Origin of the sequence: Zunongwangia pacifica (assembly GCF_023499215.1) — a bacterium.
GTDB classification, from domain to species: Bacteria; Bacteroidota; Bacteroidia; order Flavobacteriales; family Flavobacteriaceae; genus Zunongwangia; species Zunongwangia pacifica.
Genome location: NZ_JAKHSK010000008.1, coordinates 72735 through 97953, shown reverse-complemented (window position 1 = coordinate 97953; position 25219 = coordinate 72735). Strand labels below are relative to the sequence as shown.

Annotated in this window: 22 protein-coding genes; 15 read left to right on the top strand and 7 right to left on the bottom strand. The window is 36.6% G+C overall.

Annotated elements, in window-relative coordinates; all coding sequences use genetic code 11:
* The first annotated feature begins 63 nt into the window (after positions 1-63).
* Both L1967_RS07365 and L1967_RS07360 read left to right on the top strand, forming a co-directional pair.
* Positions 64-1170, top strand: a complete 1107-nt coding sequence (locus L1967_RS07365; RefSeq protein ID WP_249601086.1) for a fatty acid desaturase family protein — start codon at positions 64-66, stop codon at positions 1168-1170.
* Between the two features lie 24 nt (positions 1171-1194).
* Positions 1195-2385: a pyridoxal phosphate-dependent aminotransferase gene (locus L1967_RS07360; protein WP_249601085.1), complete on the top strand. Its 1191-nt coding sequence runs from the start codon at positions 1195-1197 to the stop codon at positions 2383-2385.
* Positions 2386-2652: 267 nt separating this feature from the next.
* Here the strand turns inward: L1967_RS07360 and L1967_RS07355 are convergent, their stop codons facing one another.
* On the bottom strand, positions 2653-4149 hold the full coding sequence (locus tag L1967_RS07355) for a TrkH family potassium uptake protein (protein WP_249601084.1): 1497 nt from the start codon (positions 4147-4149) through the stop codon (positions 2653-2655).
* Positions 4149-5498, bottom strand: a complete 1350-nt coding sequence (gene trkA, locus L1967_RS07350) for a Trk system potassium transporter TrkA (RefSeq protein ID WP_084840891.1) — start codon at positions 5496-5498, stop codon at positions 4149-4151. The genes L1967_RS07355 and trkA overlap by 1 nt, the downstream gene beginning before the upstream one ends.
* Before the next feature lie 138 nt (positions 5499-5636).
* Between trkA and ubiE the strand changes: the two genes are divergently transcribed.
* Together ubiE and porT are read left to right on the top strand one after the other, a co-directional pair.
* Entirely contained in the window at positions 5637-6368 is a 732-nt protein-coding gene (gene ubiE, locus L1967_RS07345) for a bifunctional demethylmenaquinone methyltransferase/2-methoxy-6-polyprenyl-1,4-benzoquinol methylase UbiE (RefSeq protein WP_249601083.1), read from the top strand.
* A 16-nt stretch (positions 6369-6384) separates the two neighbouring features.
* On the top strand, positions 6385-7104 hold the full coding sequence (gene porT, locus L1967_RS07340; protein ID WP_249601082.1) for a type IX secretion/gliding motility protein PorT/SprT: 720 nt from the start codon (positions 6385-6387) through the stop codon (positions 7102-7104).
* 122 nt (positions 7105-7226) lie between these two features.
* Here the strand turns inward: porT and L1967_RS07335 are convergent, their stop codons facing one another.
* Entirely contained in the window at positions 7227-7952 is a 726-nt protein-coding gene (locus L1967_RS07335; RefSeq protein ID WP_249601081.1) for a TrmH family RNA methyltransferase, read from the bottom strand.
* Between the two features lie 38 nt (positions 7953-7990).
* Here L1967_RS07335 and tamL point away from each other — a divergent pair, with 38 nt between their 5' ends.
* From tamL to L1967_RS07300, 7 genes are all read left to right on the top strand, one after another.
* Complete coding sequence (gene tamL, locus L1967_RS07330) at positions 7991-10558, top strand: translocation and assembly module lipoprotein TamL (protein ID WP_249601080.1); 2568 nt, start codon at positions 7991-7993, stop codon at positions 10556-10558.
* 45 nt (positions 10559-10603) lie between these two features.
* Positions 10604-11671: a class II fructose-bisphosphate aldolase gene (fbaA, locus tag L1967_RS07325; RefSeq protein ID WP_249601079.1), complete on the top strand. Its 1068-nt coding sequence runs from the start codon at positions 10604-10606 to the stop codon at positions 11669-11671.
* A gap of 117 nt (positions 11672-11788) precedes the next feature.
* On the top strand, positions 11789-12652 hold the full coding sequence (gene accD / locus L1967_RS07320; protein ID WP_249601078.1) for an acetyl-CoA carboxylase, carboxyltransferase subunit beta: 864 nt from the start codon (positions 11789-11791) through the stop codon (positions 12650-12652).
* Between the two features lie 112 nt (positions 12653-12764).
* Complete coding sequence (rpsO, locus tag L1967_RS07315) at positions 12765-13034, top strand: 30S ribosomal protein S15 (protein WP_249601077.1); 270 nt, start codon at positions 12765-12767, stop codon at positions 13032-13034.
* Between the two features lie 243 nt (positions 13035-13277).
* Positions 13278-15482, top strand: coding sequence for a polyribonucleotide nucleotidyltransferase (locus tag L1967_RS07310; protein ID WP_249601076.1), 2205 nt, complete (start codon positions 13278-13280; stop codon positions 15480-15482).
* Between the two features lie 289 nt (positions 15483-15771).
* Positions 15772-16635 carry a sigma-70 family RNA polymerase sigma factor gene (locus L1967_RS07305; RefSeq protein WP_013070425.1) on the top strand — a complete coding sequence of 288 codons (864 nt, stop codon included), beginning with the start codon at positions 15772-15774 and terminating at the stop codon, positions 16633-16635.
* Positions 16636-17141: 506 nt separating this feature from the next.
* Positions 17142-17543, top strand: coding sequence for a BLUF domain-containing protein (locus tag L1967_RS07300; RefSeq protein WP_249601075.1), 402 nt, complete (start codon positions 17142-17144; stop codon positions 17541-17543).
* Positions 17544-17572: 29 nt separating this feature from the next.
* Here the strand turns inward: L1967_RS07300 and L1967_RS07295 are convergent, their stop codons facing one another.
* On the bottom strand, positions 17573-18577 hold the full coding sequence (locus L1967_RS07295; RefSeq protein ID WP_249601074.1) for a lipoate--protein ligase: 1005 nt from the start codon (positions 18575-18577) through the stop codon (positions 17573-17575).
* A 129-nt stretch (positions 18578-18706) separates the two neighbouring features.
* On the opposite strand from L1967_RS07295, the gene rpe reads away from it, so the two are divergent.
* Genes rpe through L1967_RS07280 form a run of 3 tightly spaced genes read left to right on the top strand, consistent with a single transcriptional unit; the run spans position 18707 to position 21132 of the window.
* Positions 18707-19369, top strand: coding sequence for a ribulose-phosphate 3-epimerase (gene rpe, locus L1967_RS07290; protein WP_249601073.1), 663 nt, complete (start codon positions 18707-18709; stop codon positions 19367-19369).
* Positions 19356-20333, top strand: coding sequence for a YpdA family putative bacillithiol disulfide reductase (locus L1967_RS07285; protein ID WP_249601072.1), 978 nt, complete (start codon positions 19356-19358; stop codon positions 20331-20333). Before rpe ends, L1967_RS07285 begins: the two co-directional genes overlap by 14 nt.
* A gap of 55 nt (positions 20334-20388) precedes the next feature.
* Positions 20389-21132 (top strand): DUF1835 domain-containing protein, encoded by a 744-nt coding sequence (locus tag L1967_RS07280; RefSeq protein ID WP_249601071.1) that lies wholly within the window; start codon positions 20389-20391, stop codon positions 21130-21132.
* 66 nt (positions 21133-21198) lie between these two features.
* Here the strand turns inward: L1967_RS07280 and L1967_RS07275 are convergent, their stop codons facing one another.
* A complete protein-coding gene (locus L1967_RS07275; RefSeq protein WP_249601070.1) occupies positions 21199-21558 on the bottom strand; it encodes a hypothetical protein in 360 nt (119 codons plus the stop codon).
* 274 nt (positions 21559-21832) lie between these two features.
* Here L1967_RS07275 and L1967_RS07270 point away from each other — a divergent pair, with 274 nt between their 5' ends.
* Entirely contained in the window at positions 21833-23152 is a 1320-nt protein-coding gene (locus L1967_RS07270) for a sugar porter family MFS transporter (RefSeq protein WP_249601069.1), read from the top strand.
* A 1-nt stretch (position 23153) separates the two neighbouring features.
* On the opposite strand, the gene L1967_RS07265 is transcribed toward L1967_RS07270, so the two are convergent.
* Both L1967_RS07265 and L1967_RS07260 read right to left on the bottom strand, forming a co-directional pair.
* Positions 23154-24128 (bottom strand): glycoside hydrolase family 43 protein, encoded by a 975-nt coding sequence (locus tag L1967_RS07265; RefSeq protein ID WP_249601068.1) that lies wholly within the window; start codon positions 24126-24128, stop codon positions 23154-23156.
* Positions 24125-25216: a glycoside hydrolase family 43 protein gene (locus L1967_RS07260; protein ID WP_249601067.1), complete on the bottom strand. Its 1092-nt coding sequence runs from the start codon at positions 25214-25216 to the stop codon at positions 24125-24127. The genes L1967_RS07265 and L1967_RS07260 overlap by 4 nt, the downstream gene beginning before the upstream one ends.
* Positions 25217-25219 lie beyond the last annotated feature (3 nt).

The following is a 25219-nucleotide window of genomic DNA, read 5'->3' as shown; positions in this document are numbered from 1 at the left end:
GTGGCTATTTAATTCGTTTCGAAAGTATAATATTTTACCTTTGACTATAGATTAAAAATACAAATGGATTTATCACAACCACATATACGTTTTTCGAGGAAGGATTCTGCTAATTTTTTTAGAACCCTAAACAAACGAGTAAATACTTATTTTAAAGAAAATAACATTAAAAAAACAGGAAACTGGCAATTGCATTTAAAAGCAGCGATCATGTTTTCTATGTTTTTAACCCCTTACTTTCTTATTCTCACCTTAAATATTTCGCAATGGTGGATGCTTTTATTGACCATCGTTATGGGAATAGGAATGGCTGGAGTTGGGATGAATATTATGCACGATGGAAATCATGGCTCGTATTCTTCCAAAAAATGGGTAAATAAATTTATGGGGGGCACTATTTATATTCTTGCCGGGAATGTATACAACTGGCAAGTACAACATAATGTGCTTCATCACACCTATACCAATATCCATGGACACGACGAAGATTTAGATGCCGGTAGGATTATACGATTTTCAAAACATGCCGAATGGCGAAAGTTCCATAAATTTCAGCATTATTATTCTGTTTTTTTATATGGCCTTTTAACTTTTAACTGGGCGATTACTACAGATTTTAAGCAGACAAGAAGGTATCTTAAAAGAAAGCTTTCCTACGGTAAAATGCCTAATCCTGTAAAGCAATGGAGTACAGTAGCGATTACCAAATTAATTTATGTTTCGGTTTGGATTTTAATCCCAATGCTTATATTATCGATTGCATGGTGGAAAATTTTAATAGGTTTTTTCGTTATGCATTATACCGCTGGTTTAATTTTAAGTATCGTATTTCAACTGGCACATGTTGTTGAAGAAACCGATATGCCCTTACCAGATGATACTGGTTCTATGAAAAATACCTGGGCGATTCACCAGTTATTTACTACAGTGAATTTTTCAACCAAAAACAAAATAGTAAACTGGTTTACCGGTGGCCTAAACCATCAGGTAGAACATCATATATTCCCAAATATTAGTCATATTCACTATTCAAAAATTGCCGAGATCGTAAAAGAGACCGCCAGGGAATGTAATTTACCATACAACGAATACAAAACCACACGCGCAGCGATTATTGCCCATTTTAAATATTTAAAAGAAATGGGGACAAAACCTGCAATATCGTCTTAATACTTATTTATTAATCATTTTAAAATGCAAGAAAAACTCTCTAACAGGATTAACAATTTAGCAACCTCGCAAACGCTGGCAATGGCAGCTAAAGCGCGTGAATTGAGGGCAGAAGGTAAAGATATTATTGGGCTTTCACTGGGAGAGCCAGATTTTAATACCCCAGATTTTATTAAAGATGCCGCTATCCAGGCCATTAACGATAATTATAACTCGTACAGCCCGGTAGATGGTTATGTAGAGCTTAAGGATGCTATTATTACTAAATTCAAAAGAGATAATAATTTAACCTATACACATCCTCAGATCGTGGTTTCTACAGGAGCTAAACAATCTTTGGCAAATGTAGCTTTAGCCATGCTTAACCCAGGAGATGAAGTTATTTTACCATGTCCTTACTGGGTAAGTTATGCTGAAATTGTAAAACTTGCAGAAGGTGTTCCTGTAGAAGTTCCTACTACTTTAGAGTCTAACTTTAAAATGACTCCAGAACAACTTGAAGCAGCTATTACCCCTAAAACAAAGATGCTTTGGTACAGCTCACCATGTAACCCAAGTGGTATGGTGTATACAAAAGAAGAGCTTAGAGCTTTAGCTGATGTTTTGGTAAAACACCCAGATATTATTGTAGTAAGTGACGAAATTTACGAGCACATCAACTACATTGGTGCGCACGCCTCTATGGCCGAGTTTGAAGATATGTACGACCGTACCGTTACCGTTAACGGAGTTGCAAAAGCTTTTGCCATGACAGGATGGAGAATTGGTTATATTGGAGCTCCTGCCTGGATCGCACGTGCCTGCAACAAACTACAGGGACAAGTAACCAGCGGTGCCAATTGTATTGCACAAAGAGCAGTTATTACCGCTTTAGAAGCACCGGTGAGCAAAATTAGCTACATGGTAGATACCTTTAAATCCAGAAGAAAGCTAATTATAGACTTACTAAACGAGATCGAAGGTTTTGAAACTACAGAGCCTGAAGGTGCTTTTTATGTTTTTCCAAATATCTCGTATTACTTCGGGAAAACCATTAAAGGACACACTATTAACAATGCGACAGATTTCTCTATGTTCTTATTAGAAGAAGCACTTGTAGCAACTGTTACCGGTGATGCTTTTGGAAATCCAGAATGTATCAGAATTTCTTATGCAGCCAGTGAAGAACAAATTGAAGAAGCTTTAAAAAGAATAAAATCTGCTTTAACTGAATAGTTTATTCCGAGAAGCAATAGCTTAAAAACCGGCCATGCGCCGGTTTTCTTTATTGAACCTATAGTTTAATAGGACTCTAAAATTACCAAAGTAACGACTAAACTGATTTCGATTTAAGAAAACTCCAGAGACTGAATGAAATCTTTGCAAAAGATTTTGATGAAGCTTCCATTGTAGTTGGTTGCGCTTCGATATAACTTTTCTTTGAAAATTCACGCAATGACCAAAATATCTGGGATAAAAAACTATTATATCAAACTCAAATCATTACCTATTTCTCCAGAAAAATGGTGTAAGGATAATTAGAACCGTAAACAGTTCCAGCCTTCCTATAAGCATTAAAAAAGAACACCACCATTTACCAAAATCGGGCAATAAATCGAAATTGTTTACCGGGCTAAGCGCACCAAAAGCAGGGCCTATATTCCCCAAAGAAGAGGCAGCGCCCCCAATAGCCGTTTCAAAATCTAAACCTAAAGCAGCTAAAACCACGGCACCAATAATAAATGATAACATATAAAGGATAAAAAATCCCTGAATATTAAATACAATATCACTGTTAATCGACTTTTTATTGAAACGTACCGGTAAGATCGCATTTGGATGAAGAGTTCGTTTGAATTCGATCAGTCCATTACGGATCATTATAATATGGCGCATCACTTTTACCCCACCGGCGGTACTCCCGGCGCAACCACCAAGAAAGAACATCCCAAAATAAAAGATCGTTAAGAAAGGCGTCCACATGGTAAAATCTGCCGACACAAATCCTGTGGTGGTAATTACCGTTAGTACCTGAAATAATGAGTGTCTAAAAGCACTTTCACCCTCGCCCCAAATCATTGGATGATCTATGGACGACAACGAAACATCTGCCTGAAAATAGACAATTAAGGATGATATTATTGTAAAGGCAGCTACAAAATAGAAATACCACTTAAACTCATCGTCCTGTAACACGCGTTGTACTTTTCCTTTAAACGCAAAGTAACTCATCACAAAGTTACTACCCGCCAAAAACATAAATAAGATGATTATGTACTGGATCATCGGATTATCATTCCAATAAGCCATACTGGCATTTTTTGTAGAAAAGCCTCCGGTAGATAAGGTGCTAAATGCGTGGTTTATCGCATCAAAAAAGTCCATTCCCGCAAGCATTAACAAGACGGTTTCAGCAGCAGTATAACTTACATAAATTAGCCATAAACGTTTTGCAGTATCAGTAATTCTAGGTTTCAGTTTATCGGCACTTGGTCCGGGAGATTCCGCAGCAAATAACTGCATCCCTCCTATTCCCAAAAGCGGTAAAATCGCTATTGCCAGGACAATAATTCCCATACCTCCTATCCAATGGGTTAAGCTACGCCAGAATAATACTCCTTTTGGGATCGACTCGATATCATTTAAGATGGAAGCTCCTGTTGTGGTGTAACCAGACATGGTTTCAAAAAAAGCATTGGTAAAATCGGGGATCGCTTTGGTCATCACGTAAGGTAAAGAACCGCTTAACGCCATAAAGATCCAGCCAAAACTTACAATTATATAGCCTTCCCTAACTTTTAATTCTTTACGGTGCCCGCTGGTAGTAAACATAAGTAGCGTACCAATAAGTAAGGTCACCAAAGCTGCTGCAGACATCCCCAGTGTTACGCCATCTTTATAAATAAAACTAATAAGTACCGATAGCAACATAAAACCACCGTTACAAATTAACAGCAGCCCCATAACATGCAAAATGACCTTAAAGTTTAATTTTGGCATTACAGGAATAATTTTTCAACCTTCTTAATCGATCTTGGAAGACAGCAAACCACAATACGATCGCCGGGTTTAATTAAAAATTCGCCTAAAGCGATAATTCCTTCGCCATGACGAATAATCCCACCGATAATTGCTGAACGGGGAAAATCAAGATTTTTAATCTTTTTATCGGCTACCTGAGATCCCGGCTTCACAATAAATTCCAGAAGCTCGGCATTCATATTGTTTAGCTTGGTCATCGCCACCACTTCTCCTTTTCGTATATATCTAAAAATATTGTTTGCGGCAAGAAGTTTTTTATTGATCAAAGTATCGATCCCTATAGAATGGCTAAGCTGAAAATAATCCATATTTTCAACTAAAGAGATGGTTTTCTTTACACTTTTAGATTTTGCCACCAAACAAGACATAATATTGGTTTCAGAATTACCGGTTACTGCGATAAAAGCATCCATATCGTGAATGTTCTCTTCTTCAAGTAATTCTACATTTCTACCATCCCCGTGAATAATCAGTGTATTTGGTAGCTCATCGGCTAGATCGTAAGCTTTATCTTTATTGGTTTCAACCAGTTTTACGTTAAAGTTATTTCGGCATAAATCCCTTGCGGTTTTTCGCCCAATCTTACTCCCACCCAGGATCATAACACTTTTAATTTCCTGTTTGGTTTTTCCGGTAAGTTTATACAATTCTTCTACTCCGCTTTTTAGCGTGATAAAATAGACCTGGTCGCCTTCTTTAAATTGTGTATCCCCACGTGGTATCAAAGTATACTGCGTTCCAAAACGCTGAATGGCTATAGGAACAAAGTTAAGCTGCGGAAATATCCTTGCCGCTTCTTTCACTGTTTTCCCCACAAAGCGCGCAGTTCTGGATAAACTTAAACCAATCATGGTTAGGGCTCCTTCTTCAAATTCGTAAGAATCGTTAAAAGCGGACTGATTTAACAACAAACCAATTTCTCGCGCCGCCAGTGCTTCCGGAGAAATTAACTCATCTATCCCAAATTGGGTAAATCCAATCTCTTCTTTTTTCTCTAAAAATTCAGTATTCGAGATTCGGGCAATTGTTCGCATTGCTCCAAGCTGCTTTGCCAACACACATACCGTAATATTAGTGGCCTCACTAGAGGTTACACTAATTAACATATCGGTATATTTTACCTGTGCTTCCTTTAAAATCGCAATAGAACTGGCATCCCCTTTTATGGTACGAATATCTAAATGCGTATCTGCATACTGCAATCTATCCCGGTTAGGATCGATCAGGGTTATATCCTGTGATTCAAAAGAAAGTAATTTAGCTAAATGAAAGCCCACTTCACCCGCGCCGGCGATAATTATCTTCATATAACAGCTTAGAATTGTAAAGAAGTGCAAATGTAAGTTATTTTTAAATAAACCTAAAACTGAGGAGATAAGAACAATTCAGAAATCTTTATCTACTAATTATTCTATAAAACTTATCTTTGAACCAAAATTGCAGAAATGGGCAAAAAAGTTACTCCGTACCAAGGTTCTACTCAAAGCAAAAAGCAGCAGGTAGAGCAAATGTTTGATAATATTTCTGGAAATTATGACGGCTTAAATCGTGTGATTTCTATGGGAACAGATGTAAGCTGGAGAAAAAAGGTGGTGCAAATGGCCAAAGATCACCAGCCAGAGACTGTTTTGGATATTGCTACCGGAACCGGAGATCTTGCCATACAAATTGCTGAAGCCGCTAACGCGAAAAAAATTGTAGGATTAGATTTATCTGAAGGCATGTTAAAAGTAGGACGTAAAAAAATTATGTCTAAAAACCTGCAAACCAAGATCGAAATGATCCAGGGAGATTCTGAAGCTTTACCTTTCGAGGATAATTCTTTTGATGTCATTACCGTTGCTTTTGGTGTTAGAAACTTTGAAACCTTAGAACTTGGTTTATCTGAAATTTACCGCGTACTAAAAAAAGGCGGATTATTTATTGTGTTAGAAACCTCAGTTCCTACCCAATTTCCTTTTAAACAGGGATATAAATTTTATAGCAGTTTTATTTTACCCACTATTGGAAAATTGTTCTCTAAAGACAAGGAAGCCTATACGTATTTAAGTAAAAGTGCCGCTGAATTTCCTTATGGAGAAAAATTCAACAATATTTTAAAGAAAATTGGGTTTATATCTGTAGCAAGTAATCCACAAACTTTAGGAGTTGCTACCATTTATAATGCATCTAAGTAATTATCCAGGTAATTATATGAAACGATATTTCTTACTATTCATCATTTTATGCTCATTCACATCAACGCAGGCGCAGCTTTTCACCAAAGAAAAAGTTCAGCAAAGTGTAGATATCGATAATAAACGGTGGTCGTGGGGATATTTTCTTGGTCTAAATTCTTACGATTTTAATTTTAAGTATAATGAATACGATCCAAGTCCGCGTACCGGCCGTGAAGTAGGCATACAAAGAAATATAGGTTTTAATGTTGGTCTATTAGGGAATTTAAAACTGCATAAAAATCTGGATTTACGACTACAACCCGGGGTTAACTTTGCTTCCCGCGGTTTTTATTTTCCTATTGGCAATGGCGTAACCGAAGATAACAGATATCGAGAGATTAACTCTACCTATATTCATGTGCCATTGTTATTAAAAATAAACACTAATCGTCTTAACAATTTTAGGCCTTTTTTAATTGGCGGTGTTTCTTATTCGGCAAACCTTTCGAGCAACGAAGATAATGAGGATGATAATGAGGACGGGCAATTTAGAATGACGACCAACACCTATAACTGGGAAATTGGTTTTGGGATTGATTTTTACTTGTATTACTTTAAATTCACCCCTTCTATACGTGGTGTTTTTGGCTTAAATGACGAGTTGGTTCGGGATGATAATCCAAATAGTCATTTTACCCGCAATATCGATAAAATGACCACCCGTGCGATATTCTTAAACTTTACTTTTCAATAAAAGTCATCTTAAATAAGTCCAACGGCATATTTATTAGATTTTTTCGTTTCTAAGCAAGCTGTGAAGCATTTAATCACCGTTATCGATTAAGATTTAATAAAACCGAATCTTTTTTATAAAAACTATTTTCTTCGGAATTCACTAAGAAAAATCGCTGTTGCCGTGGCTACATTTAAACTTTCGGTTTCTTGAGATTGGCTAAATTGCGGAATACTTATTTTTTCTGAAATCAATTTTTCAATTTCTAGACTAATACCATTCGCTTCGTTCCCCATTACCAAAACTGCTTTTTGCCGAAGCTTTTTCTGATAAACATTTTCGCCTTCCATAAAGGTACCATAGCTTACCAGATCCTGAGATTGTAAAAATTCAGCCAGGTTTTTATAAACTACATTTACCCGAGTGATCGATCCCATAGTAGACTGGATCACTTTAGGATTAAAACAATCTACCGTGTCCTTGCTGCACACCAGATTTTTTACTCCAAACCAGTCACAAAGCCTAATGATAGTCCCTAAATTACCAGGATCGCGAACACCATCTAAAACGACGGTGAGTTCATCTAAAACTTCTTCTAAATCTTGCTGCGGAATTTTAAACAGTGCCAATGCCGTTTGCGGTGTTTTAAGAAAGCTCATCTTCTTTAAGTCGCGTACGTCAGCCAAAACAAATTGATCTTCAGAAACATCAAAAATCGCCTCACAAGCAAATAATTTTTCTAACTGAAAATCAGAATTTAAAAGCTCTTGGATTACTTTGATTCCTTCAGCAACAAAAAGTCCGTTTTTTTGTCGGTACTTTTTTTGACCAAGGCTCGTTATTAATTTAATTTGGCTTTTACTAACCATACAAAAAATGTATTTTTGATCACTTTAAAACCTAATGTTTGAAAAGGCTTTTCGCAAAAATATCATTATTTTTTTTAGTATCTCTTTTTCTATTTTCGTGTGATGCGGTAAAACGCTTAGACGAGAACCAGCAGCTATTAGAGAAAAACGAAATTTTTGTTAATGGGGATAAGATCAGTCAGGCGAATATTTACAATCAATTAGACAAAGAGCCCAACACCCGTTTGCTGGGCATTCCTTTACGCTTACACTTTTATAATCTGGCCAGGCCAAATATCGATTCGATTTTAAATAAAAAATATATTCAGGATTCCGTAAAATTCAGGCGACTGGTCAACCGCCTTTCCAGAAAGCAATTTGATCAGTTAATTCAGAATAAAAAAGATTTTAACGCCTGGATTAAACGAACTGGTGAAGCACCTGTAACCGTTCGAAGTAAAGACATTCAGGATTCTGAAGAAAAATTAAAGTCTTATTATTGGAATAATGGTTGGTTTAATGTAGAAACCTCATCTGATGTCATTCCACTAAAAAAAGAAAAACGTGCCCGTGTTGAATATTTTGTAGAGACAGGAACACCCTATGATATTGATTCTATAAAAACCAGAATTACTTCTCATGTCCTGGATTCTATTTATAATGAACACGATCAAAACTCGATCATAAAATCTGGTGTGCAGTACAAAACATTAGATTTTAATGCCGAAAGAGATCGTTTAACTACTCTTTTCAGAAATAATGGAATTTATGATTTTGAACAGGAATATATAAGTTTTGATGCCGATACCATTAATACTAATCACAATGTAAATACCAGCGTAATTATTGGTGATTTACCAAACACCGAGGAAGATACGGTAAAAAAAACCTTTAAAATCCACAAAATTAGTCGGATAAATATTATTACCGATTATAAATTTATAAATAAAAACAAACCCCTTTTAGATAGTGCACAGGTAATGGGTGGCTACTATTTATATTCTTACGACAAACTGGATTTTAAACCCGAGGCCATTACCGATGCGGTATTTATAAGACCTGGACAAATTTACAGGGATATCGACCGTACCCGTACTTATAACCGTTTAAATTCTTATCGTGTCTTTAAATATCCTAACATCCAATACATGCCAGATCCGGCAGATAGTACCGGCACCGATTTAATCACCAATATATTCCTAACCCCGCAACAAAAATATTCTTTAGGATTCAATTTTGATGTCTCTCAGTCCAACATTCAACAATTTGGGATTGGTTTTGGAGGTTCTTTATTAATACGAAATGTTTTTGGTGGTGCTGAGAATTTTGAAATTTCTGCACGTGGTAGTATAGGCTCATCTAAAGATGCGGTAACCTCCAGCAATCAGGATCAGTTTTTTGATATTACTGAAATTGGCGGTGATGTAAGCCTAAGTTTCCCAAGGATATTTTTGCCTTTTAATACAGAAAGGTTTATCCCAAAATATATGTCCCCGTTTACCTCTTTAAGTCTTGGAGTAAGCACACAAACCAATATCGGACTGGATAAACAGAATATTACTGGCGAATTAAATTATAAATGGTCGCCTTCCAGAAAGCTTTCAAACAGTTTTGATTTACTGGATATTCAATACGTAAGAAACCTTAATGCTGCTAATTATTTTAATGTTTATCGCAGCTCATACCAGGATCTCAACGAAATTGTAAACTCGGTTAACGTGGTTACCGATCCTGCTTATTTAAATGGAAATGGCAACCTTATCATCCCAAATGGGGCTGATAACTTTATCAATGATATCCAGAATAACCGAAGCGCTACTACAGGATTAACCAGCGATCAATCCCAGCTCGTTAAAAATATCGGAGAACGAAAACAACGACTTACAGAAAACAACTTGATTTTTGCCTCTAATTATACTTATTTATGGAATACCAAAGATAATCTTTACGACCGTGAGTTTACCCGCTTTCGTTTTAAGATTGAAACTGCCGGTAACTTTTTATCGGCCGTAGCCAGTATTGCCAATTTGGATAAAAACGAAAATGGAAATTACGACATTTTAGGTGTAAATTTTTCACAGTATGTAAAACCAGAAGTCGATTTTATTAAGCACTGGGATTTGGGGCACGATAATATTTTTGCCATTAGAGCTTTTGGTGGTGTTGCTATACCTTACGGAAATGCTAATAGTATCCCATTTACCAGAAGTTTCTTTGCCGGCGGCCCTAATGATAACCGTGCCTGGCAAGCCTACGATCTTGGCCCAGGAAGCAGCGGTGGCCGTAACGAGTTTAACGAGGCTAATATGAAACTTGCTTTTAATATTGAACATCGTTACAATCTTTTTGGATCTTTAAACAGTGCATTTTTTGTAGATATTGGCAATATCTGGAATGTATTGGATATTGTAGAAGATGAAGCTTCTACCTTCACCTCCTTCTCAGACCTGCAGGATCTTGCTATAGGTTCTGGTTTTGGTTTGCGTTACGACTTTAATTTTTTCATCCTTCGTTTCGATATCGGTTTTAAAACCTACAATCCTGCCAGAGTATTAGGTGACAGATGGTTTAAAGAATATAATTTTGCCAGGGCAGTATATAATGTTGGGATCAATTATCCTTTCTAAGCCAGTTTATTTTCTTATTTTTGTAAACCTAATTCAACTTAAATTATGAGTCACAACATTAAACCCGGTGTAGCAACCGGAAAGGAAGTACAAGAAATATTTAATTACGCTAAAAAGAAAGGCTTTGCCCTTCCTGCTGTAAACGTAATTAGCTCGAGCAGTATTAATGCTGTATTAGAAACTGCTGCTGAATTAAATTCTCCTGTTATTATTCAATTTTCTAACGGAGGTGCACAATTTAACGCTGGTCAAGGTCTTTCTAACGAAGGGCAAAAAGCTGCAATCGCAGGTGGTATTGCCGGTGCAAAACATGTACAAACATTAGCTGAAGCTTATGGTGTTACTGTAATTATGCATACAGACCATTGTGCCAAGAAACTTTTACCTTGGATTGATGGCTTACTGGATGCCAGTGAAGCACATTTTGAAAAAACCGGAAAGCCACTTTTCAGTTCCCACATGATCGATTTAAGTGAAGAACCTCTTAAAGAAAACCTTGAGATTTGTAAAAAATATCTTGAGCGTATGAGCAAAATGGGAATGACTCTTGAAATTGAGCTAGGTATTACCGGTGGTGAAGAAGACGGAGTTGACAATAGCGATGTGGATTCTTCTAAATTGTACACCCAACCAGAAGAAGTAGCTTACGCTTACGAAGAATTAAGCAAAGTTAGTGACCAGTTTACTATCGCTGCTGCTTTTGGTAACGTTCATGGAGTTTACAAACCAGGAAACGTAAAACTTACTCCTAAGATCCTTAAAAACTCACAAGATTATATCACTAAAAAATACAATGTTGAAGAAAACCATATCGACTTTGTTTTCCACGGTGGTAGTGGTTCTACAGTAGAAGAAATTCGTGAGGCTATTGGATACGGAGTGATTAAAATGAATATTGACACCGATCTTCAATACGCTTACCTAGAAGGAATTAGAGACTATATGGGCGAAAACAAAGATTACCTTGCTTCGCAAATTGGTAACCCTGAAGGGGAAGATTCTCCAAACAAGAAATACTATGATCCAAGAAAATGGGTACGTAAAGGAGAACTTACTTTTAAAACTCGTTTAAAGAAAGCTTTCGAAGATCTTAATAACGTAAATACTTTATAAGAATAAGCTTAATAAACAGCTGAGATTATTAAATTTCAGCTGTTTTTATTTTTTGATATTAATTGCTCTTTCGTAAATGAAGCTGATTGAACGAAAGAGATAAAAACTTGAAATACTATGGCTGCTGCTTGGTTTAAAAGAACACAAAAAGGTATCCAAACCCCTACTGAGGAGAAAAAGGATGTTCCAAAAGGCTTATGGTATAAGTCCCCTACAGGAAAAATCGTTGATGCAGAACAATTAGAAAGCAATTTCTATGTAAGTCCTGAAGATGGTTATCATGTAAGAATAGGAAGTAACGAGTACTTCCAGATCCTTTTTGATGATAATGAATATAATGAACTGGATAAAGGGCTTTCTGCCAAGGATCCTCTTAGCTTTAAGGACACCAAAAAATATACGGAACGTCTAAAGACCGCTCAGGATAAAACAGGACTTAAAGATGCTGTAAGAACAGCCGTAGGAAAATCTAAAGGAAAAGAACTGGTTATTGCCTGTATGGACTTTAAATTTATTGGAGGTTCTATGGGATCTGTAGTAGGTGAAAAAATAGCACGTGCAGCAGATTATGCCATCCAAAACAACCTGCCTTTAATGATTATTTCTAAATCTGGTGGTGCCAGAATGCAGGAAGCTGCGCTTTCTTTAATGCAGCTGGCAAAAACTTCAGTAAAACTAGCACAATTAGCTGAGGCTAAACTTCCTTATATTTCTTTATGTACAGATCCTACTACCGGAGGAACCACCGCTTCCTTTGCCATGTTAGGAGACATTAATATTTCTGAACCTGGTGCGCTTATTGGGTTTGCCGGTCCTCGTGTAGTGAAAGATACAACAGGTAAAGACCTTCCAAAAGACTTTCAGACTTCAGAATTTTTGAAAGAACACGGCTTTTTAGATTTTATTACCAAAAGGTCTGAACTTAAGAATAAGGTTAACCTTTACCTGGATCTTATTCAAAATCAACCAATAAGAGCGTAATAGCGATAAAAATAAAATTTAAAGAATAAATAGCATTTGTACAAAAAAGTAGTACATTTGCGGCCTGGCAGAAAAGCTGCCAATACATAAAAATCATTTAAATAATATTGGAATGTATTTAACTAAAGAAAAGAAGGAAGAAATCTTCGAAAAGTACGGAAACGGTAAAAACGATTCTGGTACAGCTGAAGGGCAAATCGCATTATTCACTTACAGAATTTCACATTTGTCTGAGCATTTAAAAAGAAATCGTAAAGACTTTAACACAGAGCGATCTCTTGTTGGTCTTGTAGGAAAAAGAAGAAGACTTCTTGATTACTTAATGAAAAAGGATATCATGAGATATCGTGCCATTATTAAGGAATTAGGATTAAGAAAATAATTTTCAGGGGGCTTTTTGCCCCCTTTTTTTATACAGCCTGGGTAGCTGTAAATACCCAAAAATAAGTTCTTTACAATTTAGGATTACTCCTATTTTAGAAATTGTCACCCAAAAAGGGTAGTTTTTCATTGGTCTGCCTGCAACGACAACAACACAACTCCTGGCCGTCCAGATAAAGACGGAAAGACCTTTGTTTAACAAAATAGATCTGGTGAAGTTATTCAGATCAAATATGCAAAATTTATGATTCCACAAACTTTTAAAGAGGTTATCGATCTTGGAGATGGAAGAGAAATCTCGATCGAAACCGGAAAACTAGCAAAACAGGCACATGGCTCTGTTGTTGTTAGAATGGGAGATGCTATGCTTTTATGTACCGTAGTGTCGTCTTACACGCCTACTACAATGGATTTTTTCCCATTAACCTTAGATTATCGTGAAAAATTTGCCGCAGCGGGACGATTCCCTGGAGGGTATTTTAAGCGTGAAGCAAGACCAAGTAGTGAAGAAATTCTTGTAATGCGATTAGTAGATCGTGTATTACGACCTCTTTTCCCTAAAGACTATAAGTTCGAAACTCAGGTAATGATTCAGTTGATGTCTCATGATCCTGAAGTGATGCCAGATGCCCTTGCCGGTTTAGCCGCTTCAGCCGCTATCCAGGTTTCAGACATCCCTTTCGAAACTCCAATTTCAGAAGTTAGAGTAGCACGTATTGATGGAGAACTGGTTATCAACCCAAGTTTTGAACAGTTGGAGCAAGCCGATCTTGATATCATGGTTGGTGCATCTGCAGATTCTGTAATGATGGTTGAAGGTGAGATGGATGAAATTTCTGAAGAAGAAATGGCAGAAGCCATCAAATTTGCTCACGAAGCGATTAAAGTTCAGTGTGAAGCACAGACAAGATTAAGAGAAGCTGCCGGAAAAACAGAGATTCGTGAATACGAAGTTGCTGAAGATGATGAAGATTTAAAACAAAAAATCTACGATGCTGTTTACCAAAAAGCATACGATATTGCTAAGCAGGGAAGCACCAAACAAGAAAGAAGCGAAGCTTTCTCTAATTTAAAAGACGAAGTTTTAGCGACATTCACTGAAGAAGAACTTGAAGAAAATCAAAAACTTATTAGTGCTTACATAGGTGATGCCCACAAAAAAGCAGTAAGAGACGTTGTTCTTAAAGAAGGAATTCGTTTAGATGGTAGAAAAACTACTGAAATTAGACCAATTTGGTGTGAAGTAGATTATTTACCTTCTCCGCATGGATCTTCCATCTTTACCAGAGGGGAAACTCAGGCGCTTGCAACTGTTACTTTAGGTACTTCTAGAGAAGCCAACCAAGTAGATCTTCCAACCTATCAGGGTGAAGAAAATTTCTACTTACATTATAACTTCCCTCCTTTCTCTACCGGTGAAGCGTATCCAATAAGAGGAACTTCCAGAAGAGAGATTGGTCACGGTAACCTTGCACAAAGGGCATTAAAAGGAATGATCCCTGTAGATTGTCCTTATACTGTAAGAGTTGTTTCTGAAGTTTTAGAATCTAACGGTTCTTCTTCTATGGCAACGGTATGTGCTGGTACAATGGCCTTAATGGATGCTGGTATTCAGCTTAAAAAGCCAGTTTCCGGTATCGCTATGGGATTAATTTCTGATGGTGAAGATTACGCGGTACTTTCTGATATTCTTGGGGATGAAGACCACTTAGGAGATATGGATTTTAAAGTTACCGGTACTGCAGATGGTATTACCGCCTGCCAGATGGATATTAAAATCAAAGGACTTTCTTACGAAATCTTAGTAAAAGCACTTAAGCAGGCACGTGACGGAAGATTACATATTCTTGAAAAATTAACCGATACGATTGCCGAGCCAAATACAAATGTAAAAGCTCACGCGCCAAAAATCATTACCAGAAGAATTCCTGGAGATTATATTGGAGCATTAATTGGGCCAGGTGGTAAAGTGATCCAAGAACTACAAAAAGAAACTAAGACTGAGATCGTTATTAACGAAGATCCTGTTACTGAAGAAGGTATTGTAGAAATTCTTGGTACCAGCCAGGAAGGCATCGATAAAGTTCTTGCTAAGATCGACGCCCTTACCTTTAAACCAGAAAAAGGAAGTGTTTACGAAGTTAAAGTAATAAAACTTCTAGATTTTGGTGCAGTAGTAGAATATGTAGAAGCTCCAGGAAACGAAGTGTTACTTCATATTTCTGAACTTGCCTGGGAACGCACCAATAATGTTACCGATGTTGTTAACCTTGGTGATGTTATCGATGTAAAATATTTTGGTGTAGATCCAAAAACCAGAAAAGAGAAAGTTTCCAGAAAAGCTTTACTTCCAAGACCAGAGCGTACAGAACGCCCAGAACGTAAAGAAGGTGGTGATCGTAATCACAACAAACGTGACGATCGCAAACCAAGAGGAGATAAAAAATAATCCTTTAGATTATATAATCTTAAAAAAGGCACCGAATTTCGGTGCCTTTTTGTTTTTATTTCATTTTTTTTCGATAAAATTTCATAATTTTTCTTTGCGTTAGGGATTGGCGCGAAAAGCCCGTAGTTGCTACAAGCAACGCGGACTTGTAGCAGAAAGCCCGACCCAAAATGGCCATTTTGGGTAACGCCCAGATAAAATTACCTAAACATTTTGTAACATTTTTTGGTCTTCTTACGTATAACTATATACAAGAGCTATTCATAATTAAAACCCAAGGAGAAGATAGATGAGACAACTTAAAATTACGAAGCAGGTAACTAACCGTGAAACTGCTTCGCTAGATAAGTATTTGCAAGAAATTGGTAAAGTAGATTTAATTACCGCAGACGAAGAGGTAGAATTAGCACAACGAATTAAAGCGGGTGATAACCGTGCCTTGGAGAAATTAACAAAAGCGAACTTACGTTTTGTGGTTTCTGTGGCGAAACAATATCAAAACCAGGGATTAACCCTTCCCGATCTTATTAACGAAGGAAACTTAGGACTTATTAAAGCTGCGAAACGTTTTGATGAAACTCGTGGTTTTAAATTTATATCTTACGCTGTTTGGTGGATTAGACAATCTATCCTACAGGCATTGGCAGAGCAATCCCGTATTGTGCGTTTGCCACTTAACAAAATTGGATCTATTAACAAGATCAACAAAACCTTTGCTTTCTTAGAGCAATCTCATGAGCGCCCACCAAGTGCTGAAGAAATTGCAAAAGAGCTGGATATGACGATTAATGACGTTAAAGAGTCTATGAAAAACTCTGGCCGTCACGTATCGATGGATGCTCCTTTAGTAGAAGGTGAAGATTCTAACCTTTATGATGTATTACGATCTGGTGAGTCTCCAAATCCAGATAAAGATCTTCTACATGAATCGCTAAGAACAGAGATCGAGCGTGCTTTGGAAACACTTACACCTCGTGAGGCTGATGTTATTCGCTTATATTTTGGATTAGGAGATCAACATCCTATGACTTTAGAAGAAATTGGCGAAACTTTTGATCTTACCCGTGAACGTGTACGACAAATTAAAGAAAAAGCGATTAGAAGATTAAAACATACATCCCGCAGTAAGATTTTAAAAACCTATTTAGGTTAAACATATTTAAGATGACAACAGTTTAGTGGTGGGAGTGATGACCCAACCATGAAAATAACTGTTCGTTTTTTGATTGATGAATGACCCCGGAGTGATGACCCGGGGTCGCTTCATTTTATAAGGATATGTATTTTTAATTCCACTCCTTATTTTGGCATCATTTATTAAACTTAAATTAAAATTTATTGATTCTAATTGAAACTTACTAAATTAGCGGACTAATTTTGGGAGTCTTAGCGATCATCTATTTTATAATGGCATTACTTTTGACTATCACTATTAAAATATTGAAAATTAAAGATAGATTTAAACATATTTAAGATGACAACAGTTTAGTGGTGGGAGTGATGACCCTAACCATGAAAATAACTGTTCGTTTTTTGATTGATGAATGACCCCGGAGTGATGACCCGGGGTCGCTTCATTTATAATAAATTGTAACAAGGCTTTAATATAAAAACTTCACTTAATTCCTTACTTTTAACATTTCACCAATCATTTTAATTATGAAAAGATGGGCAATCTGCTACGTAAGTACAGCTTCTCCCGATATGGAAGAAAAAGACATCGATAACATTCTTTCTTATACAGAAAATTGGAATATGGATCACAACATCACCGGAATTTTACTATGTTCAGAAGGTAATTTTTTTCAGGTAATAGAAGGGGAAAGTGCTATTATTCAAGAGCTTTTCGCCAATATCGCTAAAGACTCCAGACATCGCAACCTCATAAAAATTTTTAATAAAGAAATTAAAAATACCACCTTTACCGGTTATGAAGCTGCTTTTCTCTCTAAGCAAACCAAAAACTTAACCCAGAATATAAGCTATCTGGAGTATCTTAAGTATTTGTATCCTGCTTCACAAAATACAGTAAAAAATATGCTAAAGGCTTTTGTAGATTAAATCCTGAACTGTCTCATTTTTTTGCGGAATTATTCCTCATCTTCCCCATATACAAGATTTATAAAATCTTCTTTTGGTAAATCTCCAAAATAAAATTTGGTATCAATATCGGCTAAAAGCGATTCTATTTCTGGTTTATCATATCGGGCACCAATCAGTTTATTTTCAATATTAGATACCGGTTCTTTTCCAAAGAAGTCTCCAAAGATCTTAAATTCTTCAATACGGCCTTTATCAACAAAAATTCTAAGATCGATCTCCCCTATTGGAAAACGCTTTGTACGCTGAATATTAAATTTAGGCGATCGTCCATAATTCCAATCCCAGGATTCGTACTTTTCAGCCTTTAATTGCCGTACTCCTTCCCATTCTTCTGGGGTCAAATGATACGTTTCAAATTCTTCACGTTCCTCGTATAATCCTTTTAAAATAATACTTCGGAAGTTTTCAATAGCTAAAGGTTCATCTAAAAATTCACTAATATTGGCCACACGGCTACGTACCGATTTATGACCTTTAGACTGAATTTTACTCATTTTTACCTGAAGCGCTCTGGTCACCTCATCTAAATCTGAATCTAACAGCAAAGTCCCATGACTAAACATTCTTTTTACACTGCTAAACTGTGCATTACCCGAGATTTTACGATCGTTCACCACGATATCATTACGCCCTTTTAATTCCGCCAGAACACCCATTTTGTTCAACACTTTAATAACCGGCTCTGTAAACTTTCTAAAATTATTCAGGCTTTTTACATCATAATCGGTAATAAAACTAAAATTTAAATTGCCAAAATCATGATATACCGCACCTCCTCCAGAAATTCTTCGTACTACTTTAATATTTTGCGCTTCAACATAAGAGTGGTTAATTTCTTCTAGCGTGTTTTGATTTCTACCAATAATAATCGAAGGCTCATTGATGTAAAACAATAGGTAATCCTGCCCGTGGTCAAAGTTCCGTAGTATATATTCTTCTAATGCCAGGTTTAAAAAAGGATCGTTATTTCCTTCATTTTCGATAAAAATCATGGTCTTTTTTCTTTAGGTTTTTCAAAGATATTCAATTAAAAAACGATAAAGAAGCAAGGGAAGCTTTTCCTCTTATTCTTTACACCTCACATATTCTTAGTATTTTTGTTAGAGAAACATTCTTTAACAATGAAAGAAAAGATAATTGCCCCTTCCCTACTTGCAGCAGATTTTGCAAATCTACAACGCGATATAGAAACTGTTAATAATAGCGAAGCACAATGGTTTCATATCGATATTATGGATGGTGTTTTTGTACCCAATATTTCTTTTGGAATGCCAGTGTTACAGGCCATTAATAAGCATGCTAAAAAGCCCTTGGATGTGCATCTTATGATTGTAGATCCAGATCGATACATTAAGGATTTTGCTGATCTTGGTGCCAGTCATCTTACCGTGCATTATGAAGCCTGCACGCACTTGCACAGAACGTTACAAGCCATAAAAGCAGAAGGCATGAAAGCTGGCGTAGCGATAAATCCTCACACAAATGTAGATTTATTGAAAGATGTAATTAAAGATATCGACATAGCACTTGTAATGAGTGTTAACCCCGGTTTTGGCGGACAAACTTTTATTGAGCATACCTACAATAAAGTACAACGTTTAAAAGAAATCATTTTAAACCACAATGCTGAAACCTTAATCGAGATCGACGGTGGGGTAACCAATAAAAATGCTTTAGAACTGGTAAAAGCTGGTGCAGATATTCTGGTTGCCGGCAGCTATGTTTTTAAAGCTAAAAATCAATTAGAAACTATTAAAGACTTAAAGCATCTTGCAAATTCATAACGATACATACGACCTTGTAATTATAGGCGGTGGCCCAATAGGGATAGCATGCGGACTAGAAGCAGCAAAACACGGACTCACCTATGTGATCCTTGAAAAAGGATGTTTGGTAAACAGTCTTTACCATTATCCTACCAATATGACTTTCTTTTCTACTTCAGAAAAACTGGAGTTAGATGGCATTCCTTTTATCAGTAATAATCCTAAGCCCCGAAAGGCCGAAGCTTTAGAATATTACCGCAGGATTACCACTTCTAACCAGGTGAACATTCGTTTGTTTGAAAAGGTTACCCAGGTAAAAGCTGATGCTGCTATAAAAGAGGTCATTACCACAAAAGCTTCTTATAAAGCGAAGAATGTAGTAGTCGCTACCGGATTTTATGATATCCCAAATTATATTGACGTAAAAGGCGAAGAACTGCCTAAAGTAGCGCATTATTACGACGATCCCCATTATTACGCCACCCAAAAGACAATTGTTGTTGGCGCAAGTAATTCGGCAGTAGATGCAGCTTTAGAAATTTACAGAAAAGGCGGCGAGGTTACGATGATTGTGAGAACCGAAGATATTGGCCCTCGCGTAAAGTATTGGGTGCGCCCGGATATTGTAAACAGGATAGAAGAAGGGAGCATTAAAGCGCATTTTAATTCTAGTATCAAAGAGATCAAAGAACACGAAGTGATCGTGCAAACACCAGACGGTGAAATACAAATTGAAAATGATTTTGTGTTATTACTAACGGGATATCGTCCTAATTTTGAGTTTTTAAATAAAATAGGAATCTCACTAAAAGACGAAAACAAACGAATCCCTATGTATGATGAAAATACGATGGAAACCAATATTCCAGGGATTTACCTTGCCGGGGTGATTTGCGGCGGAATGGAAACCCATAAATGGTTTATTGAAAACTCTAGAATTCACGCCAAGCTTATCGTTGCCGATATTGTTGGAAAGTCCTAAAAGCTAATCCTAATTTATGCAATTTTAATCCTGAATTTTAGATTCATTTTTTTCTATGCTATCACAATATCACATTCTAAACGGCGATGCTTTAAAACATCAATTTCCCAAAGTACTTCCAGGCAAATCAATTATCGCCAGGGAATGTTTAGTAGAAGGAACTACAAAAGGAGATGATTTTGATAGCTTTTTTAAAAATCGGGCCCGGTTTATTTCTGAAAGTCATGCTGAAACTGAAGAAAATTACCTAAAAAACGTTAAATCGGAATTTCAGAAAATCCTGGATATCAACGAAGCCTGTGAAATTAACCTTTGGTTTGAGCAGGATCTTTTCTGCCAGGCGAATTTGTGGTTTGTCGCTTCTTTAATCGTTCAAACCCCTCATGTAAACAACGTATTTTTGGTAATGCCAAAAGAGCACACTCCCTTTGGATTTGGCGGATTAAGTGAACCCGAATTAATTGCAGCTTATAACCATCGAAAATCGATAAATAATGTTCAAGATTTTGCAAAGCTTTGGCAGCACTATCAAAATAATAACCTTGAAGACCTAAAGGAAACGGCCAAGAATCTTAAAAAAGAATTCCCGTTCATTCTGCCCGCAGTCAAGGCTCACATTGCACGAATTCCGAAAAAGGAGGATCCAGGCCGTCCGGTAACCGCTACCCTAAAAATTATGGATGAATTGCAAACCGATGATTTTAACCTCATTTTTAGGGAATTTTGTAAGCGGGAAAGTATTTATGGCTTTGGCGATCTACAGGTAAAAAAACTGGTTGAAAAAGCGAAAAACTTATAAACAAGCCTAAAAAAGGAAAACCCCGAAAAATTCCCGGGGTTTGTATCACAACATTTAAATAGTTAATTAGATCAGCACCAATTCTGATGGACTAATACTATCATTTCTATTCAGTAATTTTCCGTAAAATTCAAGATCGTTGCTATTACTTTTAAACGATTCATCCAGCCATTCTACTGCTTTATTTACAGGAAAAGTAAAGACTTTAATATTAGGATACCCTTCTGGCAACGATCCCTGATTAATGCCAATCTCTATAGTTTTATCGTTCTTGTTATAAAAAACAAACTTTGCTAAAAAATTATGGCGTAATAAATCGATAAAATCCTGTGGTATTTTATCACAATCCCTGCACTCTTCAATATATTGGTTTACCAATACCCGCAATGATGTTTTAATCTCCTCCGTTTTTAAATAAGATGCCATAATTTTTAATTTTTTTGTTGTTAATACTCAGCGAAAATATATTCAATCCATAGACTTAAGAAAGCATTTATATAAGGTTTAACTCGAAGATATAAAATCTTCACAATATCGTTTTCGTAGCGGTCTCAATTTTACCCTGCCTAAAATTAGAATCAAATAATTGGGTATTTTTTATAAACTTCTGAAATACACATTCCTGAAATTTTCAAGTTTAAATTATCATTCCAATAAAAATGGCTATATTCTCAAAAATTCTAAATTTTATTTTAACAAAATGAATAAAATCATACTCTGGTCACTTTGCGCCGCGTTTGCAGGATTCCTTTTTGGTTTCGACACCGTAGTAATTTCGGGAGCCGAAAAGCAATTGCAACAAATCTGGCAAAGCTCTGATGCTTTTCATGGCACTTATGTAATTGGTATGGCATTATGGGGTACGGTAGCCGGAGCCGTTTTTGGAAGTTTCCCTACTAATTTTTTCGGAAGAAAAAAGAGTTTATTCTTTATAGGGATTTTATATGTAATCTCTGCTTTAGGATCTGCTTTGGTAGACGATCCTATTACCTTTGGGATTTTTAGATTTATTGGTGGATTAGGAGTTGGGGCTTCAACGATCGCTGCGCCCGCCTATATTTCTGAAATCGCTCCTGAAAAAGATCGGGGAAGATTAGTGGCATTTTATCAATTCAATATTGTTTTAGGGATGTTGGCGGCTTATGCTTCAAATTACCTGCTACGAGAAACCGGCAGCGAACCCTGGCGATGGATGGTGGGTATGGAAGCTTTACCGGCTTTAATTTATACTTTTTTAGTACTTATTATTCCACAAAGTCCGCGTTGGTTAATCGCACAGGGGAAAATTGAAAAAGCACGCAGTATTTTATCTAAAATCGATACTTCTAAAAATCTAGACGCTAAGATTGCCGAAATTAAAAGACAGGCCGATCACGGAAAATCCAGCCACGAAAACATTTTTATGAAAAAGTACCGTAAACCGTTGGCGCTAGCTTTTCTTATCGCCTTTTTTAATCAGTTTTCAGGAATTAATGCCCTGTTGTATTACGCACCAAGAATTTTTGAAGAAGCCGGTTTAGAAGAAAGTGCTTCCCTGCTTAGCAGTATAGGAGTTGGGGTCACCAATATTATTTTCACATTCTTAGCCTTATTTTTAATTGACCGTTTAGGCCGGCGAACATTAATGTTTATAGGATCTATTGGCTACATTATTTCTTTGTCCATGGTTTCAGCCGCGTTCTTTTTAAATTGGGGCGGCATGAGTGTCCCCATTTTCATTTTTATATTTATCGCCGCTCATGCTATTGGGCAGGGTTCTGTTATTTGGGTTTTTATTTCTGAAATTTTCCCAAATCATTTGCGTGCCGATGGACAGGCTTTTGGATCGTCTACCCATTGGGTATTGGCAGCCATCATTCCATCAATGGTACCTGTTTTATTTGGAAGTATTGGCCCGGGATGGGTTTTTGCCTGTTTCGCATTTATGATGGTATTGCAGTTGTTATATGTGAAATTTATGATGCCCGAGACCAAAGGCAAATCTTTAGAAGATTTAGGGCTGGGGCTATCAGAAGAATAAATTATTCTTCACTATAAATTCCTTTAGTCGTCATCACAATGGGTTTTATGGTTCCGTCGGCGTTGTGTTCCATTTTTTCGATACAAACAGATCGGCTATAACTAGAACCGTCGGTTTGGATGCCTCCATTATGATAAATAAAATACCAATCATTATTAAATTCTACGATTGACTGATGATTGGTATTGCTATTTCCGGCAATTTCATTTAAGATCCCTTTATATTCATAAGGCCCTTCGATACTATCTGCCATGGCATAAGCTATTTTCTCTGGAAAACCAGTAGCGTAGGTTAGGTAATATTTTCCATTGGCTTTATGCACCCAGGGCGCCTCGGTAAACTCTAAGCCATCAAAATCGATCTTTTTAATACCTCCTTCAATTTCAATCATGTTGTCTTTAAGCTTTGCATAATAGCAAACGCCATTTCCCCAAAAAATCCACGGCTGATCATTATCATCTATAAAAATTGCAGGATCTATACACGTCCATGAATGTGTAGAAGCAAAGCAATCTTCATTGGTTAATAATGGCTTTCCAAGCGCATCTTTATAAGGGCCGCTAGGCTTGTTGGCAACGGCAACACCAATGCCATTCCAATTAGTACTGATATACCAGTAGTATTTTCCATTTCTTTTGGCAACATGCCCGGCATAGGCATCGCCACTGGTCGCCCATTTAAAATCGGTAATTTTTAAAGGTACCGGATGTTCTTCCCAGGTTTTCATATCTTTTGTAGAGAATACCAACCAGTCTTTCATTTTGTAGCCTTTTTGCCCACCTTCGTAATCATGCCCGGTAAACAGCCATAAAGTATCATCTTCTACCAGAGCTGCAGGATCTGCGGTGTATTTATGGGTAAAAATCGGGTTTTGTGTCGCTTCAAAAATAAATGTTGAATCTACATGTTGTTGCGCATGTATAGAACCTGCAAAGAGCATACATACTATTTTTATAAAAGTGTTTCCTATTTTCATTCCTCTTCATTTAAAAGTTCTTTGGGTACACCGCCCCATTTTTTATCGAGTCTTTTTGCTTCCTCTTTGGTTATCCCGATAACACTGCCGTGACGAGGAAAAAAATCTTTTGTAAAACTTTCTGTTTCTTCTGAAAAATGAAAAAGATCTTTACTTCGCTGAAATTCGTAACGACCGCTCGAATATAAATCGTACATCAGGATATACTCATCACTATTGTTCAGTTTAAATACTGAAGAACCCTCTACAACAGTATTAGTATCAGCATAACTGTCCAGATATTTAAAATCCTCTTTCCACGGCCCTTCTAAGGATTTACTAACAGCTTGTTGAATTCCATTTTTTATTTCTTCTCCTTTTTCATTTTTAGTATTTCCTTTATAAAAAAAGTGATAAAGACTGTCTTTATAAATGATATCGCCATCAATCGCACCATATTTTGCCCGGAACATTAATGTAGGTTCACTTTCAAAACCACTAAAACCTTTATTTGCATACGCACTATAAAAATCTAAATTATCCTGCCCTGAAAACCGAATGGTGAAATACACCAGATATTTATCTTTATCCTTATCGTAAAATGTTTGTGGTGCCCAGACCCATTTCACGTTTTTAAAAGTTTTAGGATATTCTTTTCTAAAATCGATAGCATTCGTTTTCCAGTCGGTTAAGTTTTTGGAACGCATTAAAACGATACCCGGATTGCTGCCCCAGCCATTTTTAACGGTAAACATATCTGTGGCCACCATAAAAAACTCATCATTATTTCTAAGAATATGAGGATCCCTAATTCCTCCGGAATTCGAAATACGATCTGAGCTTATAATGGGTTGATTATTATTAAGGGCTTTCCAGTTTTGAGCATCAGCACTTACCGCAAACCTTAACTGTTCCTGAAGTTCCCCCTTTCCTGTTCCTTCAAAATAAACAAAAAGATAAGCTTCCTTATTTCCCTGAGCTTCTTCATTTGCTGCCGCCTTTTTTTCCTGATCCTGCTTTTCTGAATTTCCTTGAGAAGGAGTTTGCTTACAGGAAAGCACTCCTAAAGAAAGGAGCAAAAAAATATGGAACCTTATCAAATTTCTCATCAC

Bases quoted from the DNA above. Each gene is read 5' to 3' on its own strand.
- ubiE (WP_249601083.1), top strand. From the start codon at position 5,637: ATGGGCAAAAAAGTTACTCCGTACCAAGGTTCTACTCAAAGCAAAAAG.
- L1967_RS07310 (WP_249601076.1), top strand. From the start codon at position 13,278: ATGATTCCACAAACTTTTAAAGAGGTTATCGATCTTGGAGATGGAAGA.
- L1967_RS07275 (WP_249601070.1), bottom strand. From the start codon at position 21,558: ATGGCATCTTATTTAAAAACGGAGGAGATTAAAACATCATTGCGGGTA.
- L1967_RS07355 (WP_249601084.1), bottom strand. From the start codon at position 4,149: ATGCCAAAATTAAACTTTAAGGTCATTTTGCATGTTATGGGGCTGCTG.
- L1967_RS07260 (WP_249601067.1), bottom strand. From the start codon at position 25,216: ATGAGAAATTTGATAAGGTTCCATATTTTTTTGCTCCTTTCTTTAGGA.
- fbaA (WP_249601079.1), top strand. From the start codon at position 10,604: ATGAGTCACAACATTAAACCCGGTGTAGCAACCGGAAAGGAAGTACAA.
- L1967_RS07360 (WP_249601085.1), top strand. From the start codon at position 1,195: ATGCAAGAAAAACTCTCTAACAGGATTAACAATTTAGCAACCTCGCAA.
- L1967_RS07300 (WP_249601075.1), top strand. From the start codon at position 17,142: ATGAAAAGATGGGCAATCTGCTACGTAAGTACAGCTTCTCCCGATATG.
- L1967_RS07270 (WP_249601069.1), top strand. From the start codon at position 21,833: ATGAATAAAATCATACTCTGGTCACTTTGCGCCGCGTTTGCAGGATTC.
- rpsO (WP_249601077.1), top strand. From the start codon at position 12,765: ATGTATTTAACTAAAGAAAAGAAGGAAGAAATCTTCGAAAAGTACGGA.
- L1967_RS07280 (WP_249601071.1), top strand. From the start codon at position 20,389: ATGCTATCACAATATCACATTCTAAACGGCGATGCTTTAAAACATCAA.
- L1967_RS07335 (WP_249601081.1), bottom strand. From the start codon at position 7,952: ATGGTTAGTAAAAGCCAAATTAAATTAATAACGAGCCTTGGTCAAAAA.
- porT (WP_249601082.1), top strand. From the start codon at position 6,385: ATGAAACGATATTTCTTACTATTCATCATTTTATGCTCATTCACATCA.
- L1967_RS07295 (WP_249601074.1), bottom strand. From the start codon at position 18,577: ATGATTTTTATCGAAAATGAAGGAAATAACGATCCTTTTTTAAACCTG.
- L1967_RS07265 (WP_249601068.1), bottom strand. From the start codon at position 24,128: ATGAAAATAGGAAACACTTTTATAAAAATAGTATGTATGCTCTTTGCA.
- accD (WP_249601078.1), top strand. From the start codon at position 11,789: ATGGCTGCTGCTTGGTTTAAAAGAACACAAAAAGGTATCCAAACCCCT.
- L1967_RS07365 (WP_249601086.1), top strand. From the start codon at position 64: ATGGATTTATCACAACCACATATACGTTTTTCGAGGAAGGATTCTGCT.
- rpe (WP_249601073.1), top strand. From the start codon at position 18,707: ATGAAAGAAAAGATAATTGCCCCTTCCCTACTTGCAGCAGATTTTGCA.
- L1967_RS07305 (WP_013070425.1), top strand. From the start codon at position 15,772: ATGAGACAACTTAAAATTACGAAGCAGGTAACTAACCGTGAAACTGCT.
- trkA (WP_084840891.1), bottom strand. From the start codon at position 5,498: ATGAAGATAATTATCGCCGGCGCGGGTGAAGTGGGCTTTCATTTAGCT.